Source organism: Ruegeria arenilitoris (assembly GCF_013032445.1).
Taxonomy (GTDB): Bacteria; Pseudomonadota; Alphaproteobacteria; order Rhodobacterales; family Rhodobacteraceae; genus Ruegeria; species Ruegeria arenilitoris_F.
In genome coordinates, this window is sequence record NZ_WQCA01000022.1 from 1 (window position 1) to 18,770 (window position 18,770).

General features: G+C 55.0%; 12 protein-coding genes and 3 pseudogenes. 6 read left to right on the forward strand and 9 right to left on the reverse strand.

The window, feature by feature from the left end; genetic code table 11:
* Window positions 1-354: 354 nt before the first annotated feature.
* The 7 genes and pseudogenes from GOW98_RS21725 to GOW98_RS21755 all read right to left on the reverse strand — a co-directional run bounded on the left by GOW98_RS21725 (window position 355) and on the right by GOW98_RS21755 (window position 6,091).
* Window positions 355-564: a hypothetical protein gene (locus tag GOW98_RS21725; protein WP_170336007.1), complete on the reverse strand. Its 210-nt coding sequence runs from the start codon at window positions 562-564 to the stop codon at window positions 355-357.
* Window positions 565-969: 405 nt separating this feature from the next.
* Window positions 970-1,817 (reverse strand): annotated as a pseudogene (gene rfbA, locus GOW98_RS21730) (glucose-1-phosphate thymidylyltransferase RfbA).
* The gene (gene rfbD, locus GOW98_RS21735; RefSeq protein ID WP_170336010.1) at window positions 1,817-2,662 is read right to left on the reverse strand and encodes a dTDP-4-dehydrorhamnose reductase; all 846 of its coding nucleotides are present in this window, start codon (window positions 2,660-2,662) and stop codon (window positions 1,817-1,819) included. The pseudogene rfbA and the gene rfbD overlap by 1 nt, the downstream one beginning before the upstream one ends.
* Window positions 2,659-3,613 (reverse strand): annotated as a pseudogene (gene rfbB, locus GOW98_RS21740) (dTDP-glucose 4,6-dehydratase). Before rfbB ends, rfbD begins: the two are co-directional and overlap by 4 nt.
* A pseudogene (locus GOW98_RS26375) lies at window positions 3,610-4,169 on the reverse strand (dTDP-4-dehydrorhamnose 3,5-epimerase family protein). The pseudogenes rfbB and GOW98_RS26375 overlap by 4 nt, the downstream one beginning before the upstream one ends.
* 119 nt (window positions 4,170-4,288) lie before the next feature.
* On the reverse strand, window positions 4,289-5,173 hold the full coding sequence (locus GOW98_RS21750) for a glycosyltransferase (protein ID WP_170336012.1): 885 nt from the start codon (window positions 5,171-5,173) through the stop codon (window positions 4,289-4,291).
* 3 nt (window positions 5,174-5,176) lie between these two features.
* Entirely contained in the window at window positions 5,177-6,091 is a 915-nt protein-coding gene (locus tag GOW98_RS21755; protein WP_170336013.1) for a glycosyltransferase family 2 protein, read from the reverse strand.
* 454 nt (window positions 6,092-6,545) lie between these two features.
* On the opposite strand from GOW98_RS21755, the gene GOW98_RS21760 reads away from it, so the two are divergent.
* The 3 genes from GOW98_RS21760 (at window position 6,546) to GOW98_RS21770 (ending at window position 12,510) form a co-directional block, all read left to right on the forward strand.
* Window positions 6,546-8,126, forward strand: a complete 1,581-nt coding sequence (locus GOW98_RS21760; RefSeq protein WP_170336015.1) for an oligosaccharide flippase family protein — start codon at window positions 6,546-6,548, stop codon at window positions 8,124-8,126.
* Window positions 8,127-8,401: 275 nt separating this feature from the next.
* Complete coding sequence (locus GOW98_RS21765) at window positions 8,402-10,951, forward strand: LamG-like jellyroll fold domain-containing protein (RefSeq protein WP_217359690.1); 2,550 nt, start codon at window positions 8,402-8,404, stop codon at window positions 10,949-10,951.
* 194 nt (window positions 10,952-11,145) lie between these two features.
* Window positions 11,146-12,510, forward strand: coding sequence for an O-antigen ligase family protein (locus tag GOW98_RS21770; RefSeq protein WP_170336019.1), 1,365 nt, complete (start codon window positions 11,146-11,148; stop codon window positions 12,508-12,510).
* Here the strand turns inward: GOW98_RS21770 and GOW98_RS26380 are convergent.
* A complete protein-coding gene (locus tag GOW98_RS26380) occupies window positions 12,504-13,397 on the reverse strand; it encodes a sulfotransferase domain-containing protein (protein WP_170336021.1) in 894 nt (297 codons plus the stop codon). The two genes, GOW98_RS21770 and GOW98_RS26380, sit on opposite strands and share 7 nt — an antisense overlap.
* Before the next feature lie 408 nt (window positions 13,398-13,805).
* Here GOW98_RS26380 and GOW98_RS21780 point away from each other — a divergent pair, with 408 nt between their 5' ends.
* From GOW98_RS21780 to GOW98_RS21790, 3 genes are all read left to right on the forward strand, one after another.
* Window positions 13,806-14,510, forward strand: a complete 705-nt coding sequence (locus GOW98_RS21780) for a sugar transferase (protein WP_367646882.1) — start codon at window positions 13,806-13,808, stop codon at window positions 14,508-14,510.
* Window positions 14,511-14,565: 55 nt separating this feature from the next.
* Complete coding sequence (locus GOW98_RS21785) at window positions 14,566-17,016, forward strand: tetratricopeptide repeat protein (protein WP_170336026.1); 2,451 nt, start codon at window positions 14,566-14,568, stop codon at window positions 17,014-17,016.
* A 114-nt stretch (window positions 17,017-17,130) separates the two neighbouring features.
* Window positions 17,131-17,712, forward strand: a complete 582-nt coding sequence (locus GOW98_RS21790) for a polysaccharide biosynthesis/export family protein (protein WP_170336028.1) — start codon at window positions 17,131-17,133, stop codon at window positions 17,710-17,712.
* A 21-nt stretch (window positions 17,713-17,733) separates the two neighbouring features.
* Here the strand turns inward: GOW98_RS21790 and GOW98_RS21795 are convergent, their stop codons facing one another.
* Complete coding sequence (locus tag GOW98_RS21795; RefSeq protein WP_170336069.1) at window positions 17,734-18,612, reverse strand: glycosyltransferase family 2 protein; 879 nt, start codon at window positions 18,610-18,612, stop codon at window positions 17,734-17,736.
* Between the last annotated feature and the right edge of the window lie 158 nt (window positions 18,613-18,770).

Sequence of the window (18,770 nt, forward strand, 5' to 3'; positions counted from 1 at the left end):
AGTGCCCAATCCAGAACTAACCTCTCCCGGCCCTGCAAATGCCCAGATCGGGTCAGGATTACCATGAAAATCGTCAGAGACCATTAATCCAATACCCACTCGCCCGCCGGATAAATTGAGCGAGCGCCACACACTTGTAACATATCACATATTCATGCTAGGCCAAAGAACTGCCGCACGCAATGCAGGAGATCACCTGCTCCGATCGCACTTCACAGTTAATTGAACTTTGGATCGACGCGCGCCAAAAAGAATGCAGATGCACTCGCCTTGCGATTCCAGACGGATGTTGCTGCCGTTTTCGCAACCCAATCTCTGCTTGGTCGCAAATCAGAAAATCTCAGGATTGAGAAATCAAGCTTCAGAGTTCAGTTTTTCATGCATGATAGCAGCCCACCGCTTCCGCAATACGCAAGCACACATCAAAGGCAAAACAACTAGAGGGATACTGGCCAGCCCGGCTACGCAATAGACTGCCAGCACCGTAAGAGGTGCATAGCCGGCGATCAGAGCCGTTACAGCTCCAATACTACCTGTCAAAATGGCCAGTACAAGAATTCCCATCGGAACACTCCAAGCTGCGGAGATGGCGCAGCACCCTTATAAGTAGAGCAAATGTGCCGCATGTTCAATTTCGTGGCAAGGCATTTCCCCGCACACGACACCTCCGTTACAATACGCTATCGCAAAAAGAGGCGATATGATGGCAGCCCTTTGAAAAACTGAGAAAATTTTCTGAAACGGGTCATCGTGCGATAGGCTGAAATCAGCCAAGGCACTCCGCATCCAACGCCAAACCTTCTTCTATAAGGGGGGCGGGTATTTCTTGAAACTTTAACACCTGAAGCGAAACAAAGGCTCAAATTAAGAATCACTATTTCCAGGTGACCGGACTGTCATTCGCCAAGTAATTATTCGCTTTACGCAAAGCGATCTTTCCCAAACAGATACTTGGCTTCTGAACCCGGGTTACCGCAACAACCCCGCCAAATAGGCCCCGTACGCGTTCTTGGCAAACCGCTCGGCCTGAGCTGCCAATTCATCACGGCTGATCCAACCTTGCTGAAAGGCAACCTCTTCGGGGCAGCCGGTCTGCAGCCCCTGCCGTTCCTCCAGCGTGCGGACGAAATTGCCCGCGTCCAGCAGCGAGGCATGGGTACCGGTATCCAGCCAGGCATAGCCCCGCCCCATGGTTTCAACCTGCAACGTACCTTCTTCCAGATAGGATTGCAGCAGATCGGTGATCTCCAGCTCGCCACGCGAGGACGGTTTGACCGCCCGCGCGCGTTCAGACGCCGTGGCATCCAGAAAATAGAGCCCCGTCACCGCATATTTCGAAGGTGGCACCTTCGGTTTTTCAATGATCTCACGCGCCCGGCCCGCTTCGTCAAAGTCAACAACACCGTACCGTTCGGGATCGGCCATATGATATCCGAATACGGTGACCCCCGCAGGCTTGGCATCCGCTGCAGCCATCAGCTTTGGCAGGCCATGGCCGAAACCCCCAGGATCATCGCCGAGGGCGCGCCGGCCAGAAAATAGGCCTGCGCCAGACCGTCGGGGCTGGGCTGCACCTTGTAGCCGAACGTCACGCCCCATTGCGATCCATTCCCCTGCGTGCGCTGAAACTGCTCCTGATCCTGCGGGGTGGTGATGATACAGATCTCGCGAATACCGGCCAGCATCAACACGCTGATCGGATAATAGATCATCGGCTTGCCATAGATCGGCAGCAATTGCTTCGACAGCCCCATGGTGATCGGGTAAAGGCGTGTACCGCTGCCGCCTGCCAGAATGATCCCCTTGCGCTGTGTCATCAAATCTCTCCCAAATCCTTCAAAGTATCCGTCAGCCCCTGCGGCCAATCCGGGCGAAGAGTGCCAAAAACAGTCTCTAAACTGGAACAATCCAGCCGGGAATTCAGTGGCCGTCTGGCCGGGGTCGGATATTCCACGCTGGGAATATCCACTACCTCGCAGTCGATAGCCGCCTGCGCAAAAATTTCGCGCGCGAAGCCGGCCCAGCTAACATCCGGGGCACCCGAGAAGTGGCAGGTTCCTGTTTTGCCCGGGTCGTCGACAAGCTGCCGGGCAATCTCCATATAGGCTCCTGCGATGGTGCGCGCAGGCGTCGGGCCACCGATCTGATCGGCCACGATGGTCAACCGGTCACGCTCCTTCCCCAAGCGCAGCATGGTCTTGACGAAATTCGCGCCATGGGCCGAGACCACCCAAGAGGTGCGCAGGATCGCATGACACCCCCCTGCCCCGGTCACCGCCTGTTCACCTTTCAGCTTCGACCGCCCATACGCCCCCAATGGCTCTGTGGCGTCACCGGGCATCCACGGTGATTCACCAGCCCCGTTGAACACGTAGTCGGTTGAGATACGAACCAGCGAGATGCCCAGCTCTGTACAGTCCTGCGCCATCGTACCGGACGCCTCGCCGTTGATGAGCGTGGCCAGTGCCTCCTCTTCCTCAGCCCCGTCGACTGCTGTATAGGCTGCTGCATTGATCACCGCCTGCGGTTTGCGTGCATGAATGGCTGTGGCGCAGGTCTCAGGCTTCGACAAGCCCGCCTCAAGCCGATCCAGACAGACGACACCCCGATACGACGCCAGTTCCTGCGCGACCTGACCGGTCTGGCCGAAGGCAAGGATCATGCCTTTACTCCCAACCGCTCACCCACGCCCTGCCGGTCCTGCAATGCGCGCCACCAGCTTTCATTGTCCAGATACCACTGCACCGTCTTCTCAAGCCCCTCCTCCAGCGTCACTGAGGGACGCCAACCCAGCTCAAACCGGATGCGGGTGGGATCAATCGCATAACGCAGATCATGCGGACAAGGTCGATGTTGCGGGCCTCATTCTCGCCGCCGACGTTGTAAGACCGCCCCACCCTGCCCTTCTGCAACACGGTCAGCAGCGCATCAGCATGGTCCTCGACATACAGCCAGTCACGCACATTTTCGCCCTTGCCGTAGACCGGGATCGGCTTGCACGGCAAAGCGTTCAGGATCACCACCGGGATCAGCTTTTCAGGGAAATGAAACGGCCCGTAGTTATTCGAACAGTTCGACAACACCACCGGCAGCCCATAGGTCTCGTGCCAGGCGCGGACCAGATGATCGCTGGCCGCCTTCGACGCCGAATAGGGTGAGCGCGGATCGTAGGGGGTCTCTTCGGTAAACATGCCGCTTTCACCCAGCGAACCGAACACTTCATCGGTCGAGATATGGTGGAACCGGAATCCCTCGGGCTGATCCTGCGCCTACCAATAGGCACGCGAGGCTTCAAGCAACGTGTAGGTGCCAGGGATTTTGGTGTCGATAAACGTTCCGGGCCCGTCGATCGAACGGTCCACATGGGGCTCGGCCGCCAGATGCATCACCGCGTCCGGAGCATGTTCTGCAAACACCCGGTTCAGCGTCACGCGATCGCGAATATCAGCCTCTAAAAAGGCATAATCAGGCGAATCCGCCACGCTGGCCACATTGTGAGACAGGCGGCATAGGTCAGCGCGTCCAAATTGATCACCTGATGCCCTGCAGCGATGGCCTGCCGAACCACGGCCGATCCAATGAACCCGGCTCCACCAGTCACAAGGATTTTCACGCGGCACTCTCCCAGACAAAAGGACTGTCGAAATCGGCCAAGGCTGGGGCGGCGGCGTCTTTTTCAGACAGGATCGGATCGCCCGTCAGCCCCCAGTCGATGCCACAACTGTCCCAGCGCACCGCGCCATCGCAGTCGGGCGCATAGTAGTCGGTGCATTTATAGCAAATCTCCCTGTCAAGCTCGCGCGTGACAAAGTCATGCAGGAACCCTTTGGGCACCAGAATCTGGCGACCGTTTTCGGCTGACAATTCAACTCCCACCCACTGCCCATAGGTGGGTGATCCCTTGCGGATATCCACCACCCATCAAAAAGCCGATCCCGTCCGCAGCGCACCAGCTTGTCCTGCGCATGGGGTGGTGCCTGAAAATGCAGGCCGCGGATTGTGCCCATCTAAGCGGACAGGGAATGGTTGTCCTGCAGAAAATCCAGTTCGATTCCATGCTCAGCCAACCTGCGTCGGTTCCAGCTCTCGCTAAAAAATCCTCGCGCATCCCCAAACCGCGTGGGTGTCAGGACCAAAACGCCCGGCAAAGCGGTTTCTTCAATCTTCATTAAAGTAAGACCTCTCTTCAAATATGCTTTGCGTCTTAGCAATGGGCAGCAACGATGCCATCAGGAACGGGCCCACCGCCCTAAACCCAAACACGGCAGACCTGCTTCGCGCAGCGGACCTATCTCGACCTCACCATGACCTTCAACCTGTATGCCGCCCGGTAATAACGCCATATCACCAGAGCAGCAGACGCGCGGATCCGTCGGACAACATTTCCCGGACCCGACGCTTTAACAAGCCTCCAACAGGCTAGGACCGGTGGGCGCAAATCTTTGTAGAACGCCTTTCGGGAAAGGCCCGCAGGCAAGCGGCCTTTTTTTTCGAGAACGTGAACCCCTTCGACGACGCGGCGTGTCTTGGCTAAAAGTGCACGCAGGCTCTGCCGCGCGGGATGCCGCACCACGACAGATCTCCCATAGACCACCGGGAAACCTGCAGCATGAACCCGGTTTCCGAATTCGTTATCCCCCCCCGACGCAAGCGTATCCGTGAACGGACCAGCCCGCTCTATAACGCACCGTGGTACAAACACGTTCGCGGTCGCTCCGAAATGGTCTTTTTCCGCATAGCGCTCCTGTGGAAACGCCGTGAGGATTTCCAGAACCTCCACCGGGGTGGGTCTTTCCGGGTCTTCAGCGAACACCCTGATATTGCCCGCAATAAGTGCGCCGTCTGGATGGTGCTCCAGTTCGGCAATACCGGCCGCGAGCCATTCCGGTTCTGGCAAGCAGTCCGCATCAGTAAAGGCAAAAATCTCTCCAGTTGCACTTTCAATCCCCCGGTTGCGGGCGGCATAAGAACCGGGGCGGGGCTCGTGCAACAGCTGTGCAGGTGCCAGACTGGCAGCCTGATCGCGCAGTTCGAAGTTCGGCGTATTATCGATACACAGAATTTCAGTAAACTCAGCCGGATAAGTCTGCCGACTTAGCGCATCTAGAGTGCTGAGAAGACCCTCGGTATCCCGGTACGTGGGAATGACAACACTGACTTTCCGCCCGCCCATCTGTCAGGACGCCGTTCCGGAAGGGCGCGCATTTGCGACAAGCGCCTGCTTGATTTCTCCCCCAAACACCCGCCAGTCGCGACGCAGCAGGCGCGTCAGCGGGCTCAGGCACTCCATGCGCTGCTGCACGGGAATGTCAGCGCGCAGGACCGCGCGCCCGAACTCCATGAACAATCGGCTGCGCGGCAATACGAAACGTGTACGGCGAGACGGGTCGAACCAGGCGGCAAGTGCCTGCGGCGTGCTGTTTGCGGCCACTGAAGTCTGTCCATGCATCCGTCGAAAAAACAGATATTCCGGCACTTCGATGAAATCACCCAGAAGCGCCATTTCGACAAGCGTGACTTTGTCGGAATGATTAAAGCGGCCGATCAGGCGGGTCCGGCGCAGCATGTCGGCCCGCATCAGCCCGGTAATGGGGACACAGCGGCGAATATAAGTCCGGTCATGGGCACTGCACAGAAGGCTTTCAAGGCGCTGTTTCGCAGTTCTACCGTTCCAGACTATTGGCGCCGAGTAATCGCCCATCGACTGACCATCCGCATCAACCTCCCGCATCCGGGTAAAGGCAATACTGGCGCGGGGATCATCTTCCAGACGTTCGAAACAGCGTTCCAAAAAGGTTGGCGCAATCATGTCGTCATGCGCCGCCCATTTGAAATACCGCCCCGACGCGCGGCGAACTGTCTCGTTATAGTTCCCCGCCGCCCCAACATTCTCGTCCTGACAATGATACCGGATACGGTCATCCTCGGCTGCGTGACTCAGACAGATATCTCTGGTGGAATCGGTTGAGGCATTATCGCTGATCACTATCTCCAAATCCGCGAAGGTCTGTGCCCGCAGCGACCGGATCGCGTCATCGATATATTTCTCGCCGTTATAAACCGGCAGGCCGATACTAATCGGAACACTCATGATTCTTGCCTAAATTGGCTGTAATACTTAGGAAAGAGTACGCTCGGAGAAAACCATTCGCCATAAGATATCATGTAGAACTCTTCACATCGTATCCCGTTTGGCCTTTGCCTTCATCAACGTTTGAATAGTATTGCCGATCGGGTCACGTTAACATTTGAGGAACGATAGTTAGTATTTTATGTGACCACAACTCCAGATGAGCCGACATCAGACCCCCCCGAACATCGATGGTCCAACAGTCTGACGAAATCATCCGTACGCGCCAGACTTTACTACCCTTGTGTTTCCAATTTGTAACCAAAATCCCGACATAGAGATTTTTGTATGTATTTTTACCCATTCTTTAGGCGGAATTCGCCGAAAACCGATTCAACTGAACAGGGAAACACTATAGCACTGGCCAGAGCATCTCGGGCAACCAGGCCGATCCATGAAATGGAGGGTGACGGCAATGTCAGATGACAAGGATTCCGGCCCCGGAAACAGCCGGCACAAGAACGTCGCCGTATCCAAGCGCCTCGTCGTGATCAACTCGGCAAGCTCGATCCTCGCGCGGATCCTGAACGTAACGGTGCTGCTCTGGGCGTACCAGTATCTTCTCAGGCGTATACCCGCAGAAGAATTTGCCGTGCTGCCGGTGGTCACTTCGATCATGGTCGTGGCACCGCTCTTTTTCTCGTTCTTTTCCGGTGGCGTCGACCGCTACGTGGTCGATGCATATGCCAAGGGCGAGTTCGACCGGGTCACCGAACTTGTTTCTTCAATTGTCCCGCTCATGGCGGCTGCCGCGGGCGTCTTTCTCATGGCAGGTCTTCTCTTCGCGGCCAATATCGAGAAGGTGCTCAACATCGCCCCCGAGATGATCAGCGACGCTCAAATCATGATGGCCCTGCTGGTGATAAGCTTTGCGATGCAGATGCTGGCCGTACCATTTCGTACTGGATATGTGGTCCGCCAACGGTTTCTGGAACTGAACCTGCTTGGCATCGCGCGCGACTTTGTCAGAATCATCCTCCTGGTCACCCTGCTGGTCGGGGTCGGCCCCAAAGTCATCTGGGTTGTCGTGGCAACGGTCTCGTCAGAGGTCATCTACACGATCGTAACCGTCATTCGTTCGCGCCTGATGGTGCCCCAACTGCGCTTTCGTCCCGGCCTGTTTGACAGGCGCCAGGCCAAGGAGCTCGTATCGTTTGGCATCTGGACGGCAATCGGAAAGCTTGGGAACATCTTTTACACAAACGCTGCCACCATCCTGCTGAACCTTTATGGCACGGCGGTCGATGTAACCAGCTACCACATCGGCTCAACCTTCTATCGCCAGTTGGACACTATGGTCCTCAGGGCAGTTCAGCCGTTGATGCCAGTGTTGACCGCGATGAATGCGCTAGAAGACAGAAAAAGGCTGGGACGAACAGTATTCCGGGGTGGTCGCTATGCGCTTTGGACATCGCTGGCGGTCGCCGTACCGCTCATCGTTTATGCTGATGATTTCATTAACCTCTATCTGGGCGACGCCGAGTATTCCATGGCCTCAGTGGTCATTGTGCTCTTTATGGTCATATTTCCGTTCACAAAATCAGTCGCTTTGCTGTCGATGACAGCTATGGCGACTGCTCAGGTCAGGCCATTTTTTCTGCCTGCCTTTCTGTCCAAGATTTTTGCCTTCCTGATCATGCTGTTAATGGCGTGGTACAGTGATCTGGGGGCAATCGGAATGTCTCTGTCACTGACTGTCGTGGTGATCGGGATGCAGGTTGGGTACTACTGGCCGCTCTGCCTGAAAATGACCGACAGGAGTTTCCGGGATTTCTGGACAGAGGTCCTGCTGCCCGGGTGCCTTCCGGCCATCTGCGGGGCAATCATCTGGTCTGCGCTGAAATTCTATGATCCTCCCGAAAGCTGGGTCGCCTTACTGGGGTATTCGGCTCTGGGAGGCTGTGTCTACCTCACCACCTTGTTCGGGTTCTGCCTCAACACTCAGGAACGGCAGGAGCTTGGAAGCATCGCTGCCCGCCTCAAGACCGCCCGCTAGGATTAGTTCCGCATACCCAGCTAACAAGAATCTTCCGGGACAAACGACGATACCGCTCCTGAAGAGGGTTACCGCATCAGATTTGAGAGAATCTGCCCGATACATTAACGCCAGAAGATTGCCGAGCTCCCCCAGGAGACGCGATTGTGCTCCCCTGTCTCCACTCGCGTGACCTTACGTAAACCTGTATTTGGGCCAAATTCGCAAACTTTCGCGCATGTACGCCAAAGTTTTTCCCCAATTTCGGCAAGAAACGGCCAAGTCGTTCGCCAACGGTGGCCTTGAGTTCTTCTTTGAGCTTACAGGGAGGCATACGGGCTTTGCTTGCTGCCTCTCAGCTAGTGGGTGACAGCCCGCCGAGCAGAAAACGGAAACACCGAAGTTGTACTACGTGCGTTAACGAATTCAATACTTGGTACTACCCACTCACACTCACAGGAACCACATCAGCAATGTCAACCTTCACCGTCTCAAACGACGCACAGCTTAGCAGCGCCCTGAAGAGCGCTAAAGGCGGCGACACAATCATTCTTGCCGACGGCAATTATAGCGGGCTCGAGATCACCAACGATTACTCATCGATGGTCACGATCCAGGCAGCAAACCCCGGCAAAGCCAACTTCAACGGTAGCATCCAGCTCGATGGGGCGAGCAACATTACCTTTGATGGCATCACAACCAAAGGCCTGCGCGCTGACAACTACAGCAGCGATATCGGCGTCATCAACAGCACCTCCACAAGCGGGCTGTATTTCCGCGATGTGAGCAACCTGACTGTCGCCAACAACGACATTTCGGGGGGCACGAATGCGCTGACCCTGAACGATGTCCAGTACTTCACTGTGTCGAACAACGACATTCACGGCGCGGCCTCCGACTTGATGCGGATCACCGGTGATTCCCACCACGGCCTGATCGAGGATAACTATCTCCACGATATCGCGGCCGATCGTCCACTGCACCCCGACATGATCCAGGTGTTCGGCTATGACGGCGCCATGCCGCATGATCTGCGGTTCACCGGCAACCACCTTTATGACGATCCCGCAACTGGCAGCGTCTATGCCCAAGGTATCTTCCTGAGCGGCCCGATTGGCGAGGGTTACAAGAATATCCAAGTCGACAACAACATCATCAATGTTGGCTCGCCGAACTCGATCTACATCAGCGGTGGCCAGGAAAATGTCGTCATTGAAAACAACACGCTGATTCCATGGCCAGGTGAGGGCGGCGCGATCATCCGCATAGCTGATCGCGACGGCTACAGCAATGAAGGCGTGACCGTGCGCGATAACGTGGCCAAGCAGTTGCTGGACGAAACCGGGCAGTCCACGATCGAGAACAACAACTACTTCTACAAAGGCACCGACGGATCCGTGCTGTTCCAGGGTGATGGCGAAGACTGGCAGGACTTCATTCCCAAGTCCAGTTCCTCGCCCTTTGCGCTCGGTAACGGTCTTGGTGCCGATGCCCGCCTGCTCGAACTGCTCAGCGGCACCTCCGGATCAGGGGACAACAGCACCTCTACGCCTGCTCCCACCCCTGCACCAGAAGAGCCGGCCGAAGAGGTACAGCCCGCCCCCGAAGTACCAGAAGTCACTCCCGAGGAACCGTCTCAACCGGCTGATTCCAACGACGATGCGGCCCTGAACCCAAATGGCAAAGCGGTTCTAAGCCTGGCCGGTGCGCATGAGATTTCCTCTTCCGGGGACGTGATTGAAATTGCTCCGGATTCAGCATTGAACGTGGATGCAGCCACCATTGCGCTCACCTTCAACGCGGATACCGTTTCGGGTAAACGCGGCATCCTGACAAAAGACGCATATGGTTACACCGGTGGTGGCGACCACTTCGTTGCCTATATCGAAAAAGGGACTCTGAAACTGCGCTTCCAGGACGGTGGTGAAGATGCGTTTATCACAGTGAACGGCATCAAGGCCAATACCGACTATGATCTGCAGGTGAGCTTCGGCAACGGCGATGCGACGGTCTGGCTCAACGGTCAGAAAGTCGGCCAGGTCGACACCGAAATGGACTGGAGCGGCAATAATGAGTACCTGCAGGTTGGGGCTCTTGGCTGGGCCAGTGACACCGGAGAAGCCGGTTTCAACAATGTGTTTGATGGCACCATTTCGGACGTGGTGATCGTCGAAAATGAATATGATCCTGCCGGACTTGCGGCCGCACTTCAGGCCGAGCCTGAAACTCCGGCCGAGTCCGAAACTCCGGCCGAAAACGAAACACCTACCGAACCCGAAACCCCGGTCGAAAACGAAACACCGACCGAACCTGCAAGCGGCACCGTCTTTGCGCTTACAGGTGATAACGAGTTCAACGGCTCGAAAAGTGACGCCATCAACTTGGCCCATGAATCCGGATTGGCGATTGATGAAGGCACCATCGCCTTTACCTTCGAGGCGGACAAAGTCAACGGCAAGCAGGGCCTGGTTTCCAAAGACGCCTCAGGCTATGAGGGCGGCGGCGATCACTTCACCGCCTATATTCACAACGGCAAACTCAAGGTCCGCTTCCAGGACGGCGAAGATGACGCACTTTTTGTCTTCCGGAACGTAAAGGCCAACACGGAATATGACGTGCAGGCCTATTTCGACGGCGAAAATGTTGGTGTACTGGTGAATGGTGAACTGATTGGTCAGCAGGCAAATTCCATGGATTGGTCCACCAATGAGGAATACTTACAGGTTGGTGGCATGGGCTGGGGTAGCGACACCGGTGATGACGAGGTGAACTACGGGTTCGACGGTACCCTGACCGATGTCACTATCTTCGATACTGCCATTCAGCAGCCGCTGGACATCGCCTGACCTCTAAATCGACGTCATTCCCGGTGCATGCATCGGGAATGTATTCAAAATCCATTAAAGCCGCCCCAAGGGGCGGCTTTTTTGTGAAGAGCCACCATTTGGCCTCGAAAGAATTACAATGTCCATTTACGTCAGAGATGTATTATTTTCGAATATGGCACGAAAACGGAAGGGCCACTGAATTGGCCAACGGAATGGCACATGAAGCAACAGGCGGCGGCGCATCGATGTCCCCACCCGCCACGAATGGCAGTCTGGCCATGGCTCTGTTTTTTGTTGTTCTGCTTCTGCCCATCTCGTTCGACCTCGCCGGTCTGCGGTTATCGCCGCTACGGTTGTTCATGCTCCTAGGGGCGCTTCCCCTGATGATCGCAGTCCTCCAGGGGCGTGCAGGCCGTCTAATCATAACCGATGCGTTGGTCATAGGCTACGCGGCTTGGATCGTGCTCTCGCTCGCGGCGAATCATGGGGCTGCGCGCATTCCGCTCGGCGTGGCAAACGCATCCGAAACCGTATCGGCCTATTTCCTGGGCCGTATTTTGGTTCGTAGATCAGAGGATTTTCGACGCATCTTCAGATTCGGGCTGATATCGCTGATCTTTCTGTTTCCGTTCGCACTATATGAGCTTTTCACCGGTACGATCGTCATCGCGAAACTATTCGATCCGATCTTCGACGTGATATTCCGAGGCAAAAGCGCCCATGGCCGGATGGGGCTTGAGCGCGTCTATGCCGTATTCGGCCACCCAATACTCTTCGGCCTTTACTGTGCGGTGATGGTTGCAAACTTTGTGGTCATCTTCGAAGGAGCTATATATCAGCGTATTCTGGCCGTATCGCTGGCGGTGGCGATGACATTCATGGCCTTATCATCAGCTCCCCTTCTCGCGGTTGTTTTGCAGATAATGATGCTACTGTGGTGGCGGCTGACAAAAGGCGCTTGGTGGGCACTCGCTGTTTTGACTGTCTGTGCCTATGTCATCGTCGACCTGATCTCCAACCGCAGCCCTCTTGAAGTTCTCTTTGCTTATGCAACTTTCAACCCACGCAGTGGCTGGATGAGGATGGCAATTTTCGAATACGGCAGTCGCGCGGCGCTCAATAACCCGGTTTTCGGGATCGGTATAAACCCGTTTCCACGGCCTAACTGGGTTCCCGACTCTGTGGATAATTTTTGGCTGCTCGTCGCGATGCGCCACGGGCTTCCAGCCCTTTTGATTCTGGTAGCGGGTATTTTTGCGCATTTTATCGCAATCCTGAGGGCACAATTACCCGATCCGGTGTTGATGCGCTATCGCGTGGGGTATCTGGTATCGCTTGTGGCGGTCCTATTCACACTGACTACAGTTCATGTCTGGGACGCAGCCTATGCTTTCATCATCTTTTTGATTGGCGCGGGGGCCTGGTTCTATACAAGCGACCACGCATCCTCGGAAGCCGATACTCCCCCCCCCCCAAATGGGCGACCACTCAGATATACCCGGTTTTCTGATTCTCCGCGCTCCGCGACTCCGGGCAAACCCGACTATCGCCGGGCCGGGGCACGCCAGACTCAATAGCCGAACTTGCGCAGCACCGAGCCCAGCTCGCGTTCGATATAGGCAACGTGATCGGCGTTCAATTCGGCCTTCCATTGCCCGCTGCGCCCGCTGCGCAGGTGGCTCTTTTCAGACACTTTCCCGTCCTTAAGTCCGCTGCGGCTGCCGGCTTCGAACAGGCGCATCAGTTTCACGGCTAGGTCCAGGTCCCGGTCGATCACTCCAAGATGGGAAAAGATGTTGTGATAGATTTGATCACGCCCCTCACCCATCAAATCTTCGTAGGCCACTTCAAGAATGTCAGGGTCATCCAGATCCCAGTTTTCCAGCAAGTCGCGATAGAAGAAAATGAAATGGTTGATTTCCAAAAACAGACCCTCTTCCTTATTTGCCTGGTTGAGTTTCTGCTGGTAGCTTATTCCATTGTCATCTGGGCGGCGCGCCCAGGTTTCATGTGTCCATTTATGGTAGTGATAACCCGACACAATCATATCGCGGGGATCGCGCATAATATGCACTCCACGATAGGGTGCCAGTTGCGGCAGGGAAAGCTTGCTATGCATAGCAAGCACCAGCCGCTTTTGTGGGATCGGATGATCAGAATAGATTTTGCCATAAGGCACTCCCAACCCAAACCCAAGCAACTTCAACACCGCAGAAAAATAAGTAGTCATCACCTTGTGATGCGTACCCACGAAACGAAAAACACCGTCATCAATGAGAACCCGCTTGCGAGTCCGCGCCGCAGCCAACTGCGGCAGGATTTGCCAAAAGGCACGCCGAAGCAGCAAGCGGCGATTTTTGCGGATGAAATTAGGCACCTCACGGCGTAACTTTTCGAACCGCGTTTCTACAATTGGCGGCCCAAACCCTGCGGCAGTGGTGATTTCACGCCGCTGCTCCTGCACGTCACTCATCTACTCGCTCTACCCCTGAAACCATCACCCCTATATTCCATACCCCCCGAGCATAAACTTTCAAGGTCACTGACCGGCCAATCGACACTGGCTGCAGGGTATCCTGCTCTCGCACTCGACAACCAGCTGTGAACAAGTTCATTGATGCTCAGCAGGAAAAAATGTTTGGATAATTCAAGAGAAATTTGTGCAAAAAAGCTCATCCACCATTGAAAGTTAGTCCAATTCGTGTCTCTTTTTTGCCAAATTCCTTACAAAGTCGAAGGAAAAGCTGCTAGAACAACATTCAGGGGGTTTTTTGTAAAAGGCGCAGCCGGGTTGGTGAAGAGCGCCTAGTTCGTTGAAAAGAATTAGCTAGTGACAACAGAGGTTTTGAGCAGACTGTTGTGAGAGTTCAGGGTGAATTTTATTATGACGACTCAAGTGAAAGAATTTGTCGCTGCCGAATCGGCGACGGCGGGGGAATTTAGAAAACACACAAACGCGCAGAGTCTTTCACGAGCCTATCGTGATCGCTTTAAACGCATGCTGGATATTTTTCTGGTCGTGCTGATGATACCTATAGCACTTCCATTGGTCATCTTCTTCGCGCTGGTTGCTTCCTGCGACGGAGCTTCGCCCTTTTTCCGTCAGCGACGGATTGGTAAGAATGGCGATATCTTCGAAATGCTCAAAATTCGCACGATGGTGCCTAACGCAAATAAGCGGCTGAAAGCTTATTTAGATACAAACCCTGCCGCCCGTGCGGAATGGGAAAGCACCCAGAAGCTGAAAAACGATCCGCGCATTACACCAATCGGACGTTTCCTGCGCAAATCATCCTTAGATGAATTGCCACAATTGTGGAACGTTCTACGCGGCGAAATGTCGATCGTAGGACCGCGCCCGATGATGGAGGATCAGAAGACACTCTACCCCGGTCTGTCTTACTACGCACTACGTCCGGGGATCACCGGTTCCTGGCAGGTATCAGACCGCAACGCCACGACCTTCAGCGCCAGAGCTCAGTACGATACTGACTATTACAACACTTTGTCGCTAAAAACCGATCTGTCGATCCTTGTACGGACCGTTGGCGTGGTTCTACGCTGCACCGGATATTGATGCAACTGCCCACGGGTGGAAAAATACCACCCGTGGAGTGATTGGAAATTGCACTATGATAAAGAATCGCCTTCTGGGGTTTGCCTTGGTTTTCGGGCTAGGGCTGCTCGCAGCATGCGACACAGCAGAAGAACGAGCGGAAAAACATTATCAGACCGCTCTGGAGCATCTGGAAAACGGCGATTTCGATCGGGCGGCCGTCGAGTTTCGCAATGTTTTCAAACTGAACGGAAGTCATAAAGAGGCCCGTTTAACCTACGCCCGGATGCAACGTGAACAAGGCGAAGCCTCTGAGGCCTACGGCCAGTACCTGCGGCTTGTCGAACAATATCCGGACAATCTTGAAGGGCGGCAGGCCTTGGCAGATATGGCGCTGAAGACTGGCGACTGGGACGAAGTCGAACGTCATGGCCGTGCCGCGGTTGAAATCGCACCTGAAGATCCGCAGGCCCGCTCCGTTCTGGTGGCACTCAATTACCGCCAAGCCTCTATTGACAAGGACAAAGCAGCGGAGACCGCCGCCTTCAATTCTGCGCAATTGCTGCTGGCGCAGAACCCGGGCCTGATCGGCGCGCATCAGGTTATCATCGACAAATCGATTCAAGACCAGAACTGGCCCGCAGCGCGGGACGCTCTTGATGCAGCTCTGCGGACGTCACCAGAATTCACAGCACTTTATACGTTACGCCTGTCCGTGCTCCACCAAATGGGCGATACAGCCGGAGTCGAAGCGCAAATGCTAGACATGGTCTCGCTCTTTCCTAACGATCAAAATGTCGATTCCCTACTGTTGAACTGGTATCTTTCGAACGCAAATTTTGCAGCAGCTGAAGCTTTTCTGCGATCCAAAGTCGATCCCGACGCAAACAGCCCCAACAGTCGTATTAGGTTGATCCGGTTCCTCAACGACTACCGCAGCTCGGGAGCCGCCCTCGCCGAACTAGACATTGCACTCAAAAATTCTGGTCCGCATGACACCGCCTACCGATCCCTGCGGGCGATTTTCGCATATGAAAGTGGGAATCCTGAGGCGGCCATTGCCGAATTGCAGGACGTCCTTGTGAACGCCGATGCATCTTTGGAAACCAACAACATAAAAACGACACTGGCCCGAATGTTGAATACGATCGGTAGTGTTGAACAGGCACAGGCACTTACAGAAGAGGTCATGGCCTCAGACCCCCGTCATGTTGGGGCGATTAAGCTCAAGGCGGCTTGGTTGATTGATGACGACCACCCAGGAGATGCAATCTCTCTTCTGCGCACAGCTCTTGGAGAAAGCCCGCGCGATGCACAGTTGATGACGCTTTTGGCCAGCGCGCACGAACGCGACGGCAACCGTGACCTTATGGCCGAGATGCTGGCGCTAGCGGTCGAGGCTTCTGGCGCCGCCCCTGAGGAATCGCTGCGGTACGCGACTTTTCTGGCCAGCAAAGACCAGGGTCTGAATGCGGAATCCGTTCTGATTAATGCGTTGCAGTCGCAACCGAACAATATCGAACTACTGGCAACCCTTGGAGCCCTATACATAGACCTGCAGGATTGGGGACGGGCACAGGGGGTTATAGATCGGCTGGATGACTTCGGCGACTCAACCTTCAACCTTACGCAGAGTCTCACGGCCCGTTTACTAGCCGGTCAGGGTAATGAAGAAGCACTATTGTCCTTTCTGGAAATATCGGCACAGGATGAAGAATCCGGACAGGCGGCCGAGATTAGCCTGATCCGGTCTTATCTCGGGCAGGGAGAAATCAGCACTGCCCTGACCCGCGTCGAAAAAGCCCTGCAAAAGGCCCCTGACGATCCGAATCTGCGTTTTGTCAGGGGGGCAGTCCTGATCATGGACAACCGTCTGGACGAAGCCGAAACCGTCTTTCGGGGGGTTCTGCAGGACGGGTCCGAAGCCGAACAGGCTTGGCTGGCGCTTTACCGGCTGAAAGTCATTGAGGGCGAAACGGACGAAGCCAATCAGATACTGGAAGACGCACTTGCAGCCCTGCCGGACAGTATCAACCTACAGTGGGTCAAGGCAAGCGCACTGGAACGCGGGGGCGATGTCGAAGGAGCCATCACGATCTATGAGGCGCTCTATTCCCAAAACAGCCACCTTCCAATACTCGCCAACAATCTGGCCAGCCTTCTGAGCACATACCGGGAAGACAGTGAAAGTCTGGAGCGGGCCCATACGATCGCCCGCCGACTGCGCGACACAGACGTGCCCGCTTTTCAGGATACCTATGGCTGGATCGCCTATCGTCGTGGCGACTTTGACGATGCGCTTGTCCATCTGGAACCAGCCGCCCAAAAACTGCCAGACAACCCGATCGTGCAATATCATTTGGCCGCAACTTATGCCGCGCTGAACCGCAATAACGAGGCTCTGCAGATCTTTGAATTAGCTATAGAGCTGGCCCCCTCTGCCCCGCTAATAAAGACCATAGAATCTGAGATCGCGCGTTTGACTTCTGAGCAGGATACAGTTTCGACAACCAGGTCAGATAATTGAATTCCAAGGGGCATTCCGGCCACAACCTGCGGGCTATGAATCTACCGGGTCTTACGGACTGCATGGATACGCGCTAACCTGCCCATTCAACATTAGTCTTTGTGAGGACCAGCCATGTTCAGGGTTCTGTTCGGATTTTTCGTCATGATGCTCATTGCGGTCGCAGCGCAGGCTCAAAGCAATTACAGGATCAAATCGGGTGACAGACTCAACATTGAAGTGCTTGAAGACGAAACTCTTAACCGCAGCACACTTGTATTGCCAGACGGTTCCATCAGTGTGCCACTTGCTGGCAGCGTACGTGCATCCGGCCGCACCACAGATCAACTGCAAAGCGCACTGACCAATGCGCTGGCCAGTAATTTCGCAGCGCCGCCGACCGTTTTTGTTTCGGTCGCCACCTTGGCTGAAGCCGCGGCCATCGCAGCTGAACTCCCAAACACGCAGGAAGTTTATATAACCGGTGAGATCGCCAGCCCCGGGAAACTGGCGGCAACGCCAGGCACGACCATCCTGCACGCGATTGCCCAAGCTGGTGGATTGACTCGTTTTGCCGCTGATAAACGCATCCAGCTACGTCGAGGTGATCAAGTTTTTCTATATAACTACCGCACAAATGGCGGCGGCATTCCCGGCAGTACGGTCTTGATCCCAGGCGATGTGATCGTTGTACCGCAACGCAAGCTGTTCGAGTAAGATCACACCACAATAGATCTTCTATCCCGAAAATCCACGCCGCCACTCCTGGCGGCGTTTCCATATTTCCGACCACACCAGCGCATTGTCTCCACCCGGTCGCAAAACCGAAAAAACCAGTCGCCGGGTCAAAGGCCAAAATCCGAAGAGTGCCTTCGCCAGGGGCCTTTGCCAGTTGGGGATGTGTCGGGTGATCAGCTCACTCTTGGCCTTCAGAAGACGTACCATCTTATCGCTGCGTATCTTCTCGGATGCACCACCATAGTGCACAATCACTGCATCAGGTGTCATGCGCGGTGCGGCACCAAGAATTTGCGCTGCCCGCAAACACAGATCGGCCTCCTCACCATACATGAAAAAAGTCAAATCAAACCCGCCCAACGATTGCCAGTCTTCCCTTCCAATCAGCAGGAAACAGCCTGTGATGATATCCACTGGGCGTTCGGCACTGCGATCCCATCCACCATAAGCCTCGGAATTAAAAACCGGGCTACTCGGGAAAATTCCGGTCAAACCGAAGGTGCGGCAAAAGATGTTCCACAGGCTCATCCGACGCCAACAGGAGGTCGGGTTGAGGCTGTGATCACCATACAGCGTGCGCCCTCCCCAGATCCGGGCATCAGGTCGCTGCTCGGCAAAGGTGACCAGCTTGTCTATGGCCCCTTCCAGCACCACGGTGTCTGGATTGAGCAACAAAATATATTCCCCATACGCCCGTTCGGCGGCAATATTGTTGGCCTTTGCAAATCCATGATTTTCCCCTTCGGCCAGAAGGGTGATATCGGGAAACTCGCGGGCAATTGCCTCGGCAGACCCATCGGTTGAAGTGTTGTCCACCACGATCAGTTCATAGGGTACGCGTGTTTCAGCCTGAACCGAACGCAGACACTCCAGCGTCATTTCGCGGGTATTGTAGCTAACAACAATAATGGAAACTTTGGGCGCGGATACTGACACGAAACTCTTCCACAAATCAAAAATTTAAAACGGATCATACACTCTCAGTGTTATGGCCAGCCCGCTGATTCAACGCAAGCATTGGAACCGCGATGTTTCGC

Excerpts from the sequence above, each read along its gene's own strand:
- GOW98_RS21725 (WP_170336007.1), bottom strand. The coding sequence starts at position 564 with ATGGGAATTCTTGTACTGGCCATTTTGACAGGTAGTATTGGAGCTGTA.
- rfbD (WP_170336010.1), bottom strand. The coding sequence starts at position 2,662 with ATGATCCTTGCCTTCGGCCAGACCGGTCAGGTCGCGCAGGAACTGGCG.
- GOW98_RS21750 (WP_170336012.1), bottom strand. The coding sequence starts at position 5,173 with ATGGGCGGGCGGAAAGTCAGTGTTGTCATTCCCACGTACCGGGATACC.
- GOW98_RS21755 (WP_170336013.1), bottom strand. The coding sequence starts at position 6,091 with ATGAGTGTTCCGATTAGTATCGGCCTGCCGGTTTATAACGGCGAGAAA.
- GOW98_RS21760 (WP_170336015.1), top strand. The coding sequence starts at position 6,546 with ATGTCAGATGACAAGGATTCCGGCCCCGGAAACAGCCGGCACAAGAAC.
- GOW98_RS21770 (WP_170336019.1), top strand. The coding sequence starts at position 11,146 with ATGGCACATGAAGCAACAGGCGGCGGCGCATCGATGTCCCCACCCGCC.
- GOW98_RS21785 (WP_170336026.1), top strand. The coding sequence starts at position 14,566 with ATGATAAAGAATCGCCTTCTGGGGTTTGCCTTGGTTTTCGGGCTAGGG.
- GOW98_RS21790 (WP_170336028.1), top strand. The coding sequence starts at position 17,131 with ATGTTCAGGGTTCTGTTCGGATTTTTCGTCATGATGCTCATTGCGGTC.
- GOW98_RS21795 (WP_170336069.1), bottom strand. The coding sequence starts at position 18,612 with ATGACGCTGGAGTGTCTGCGTTCGGTTCAGGCTGAAACACGCGTACCC.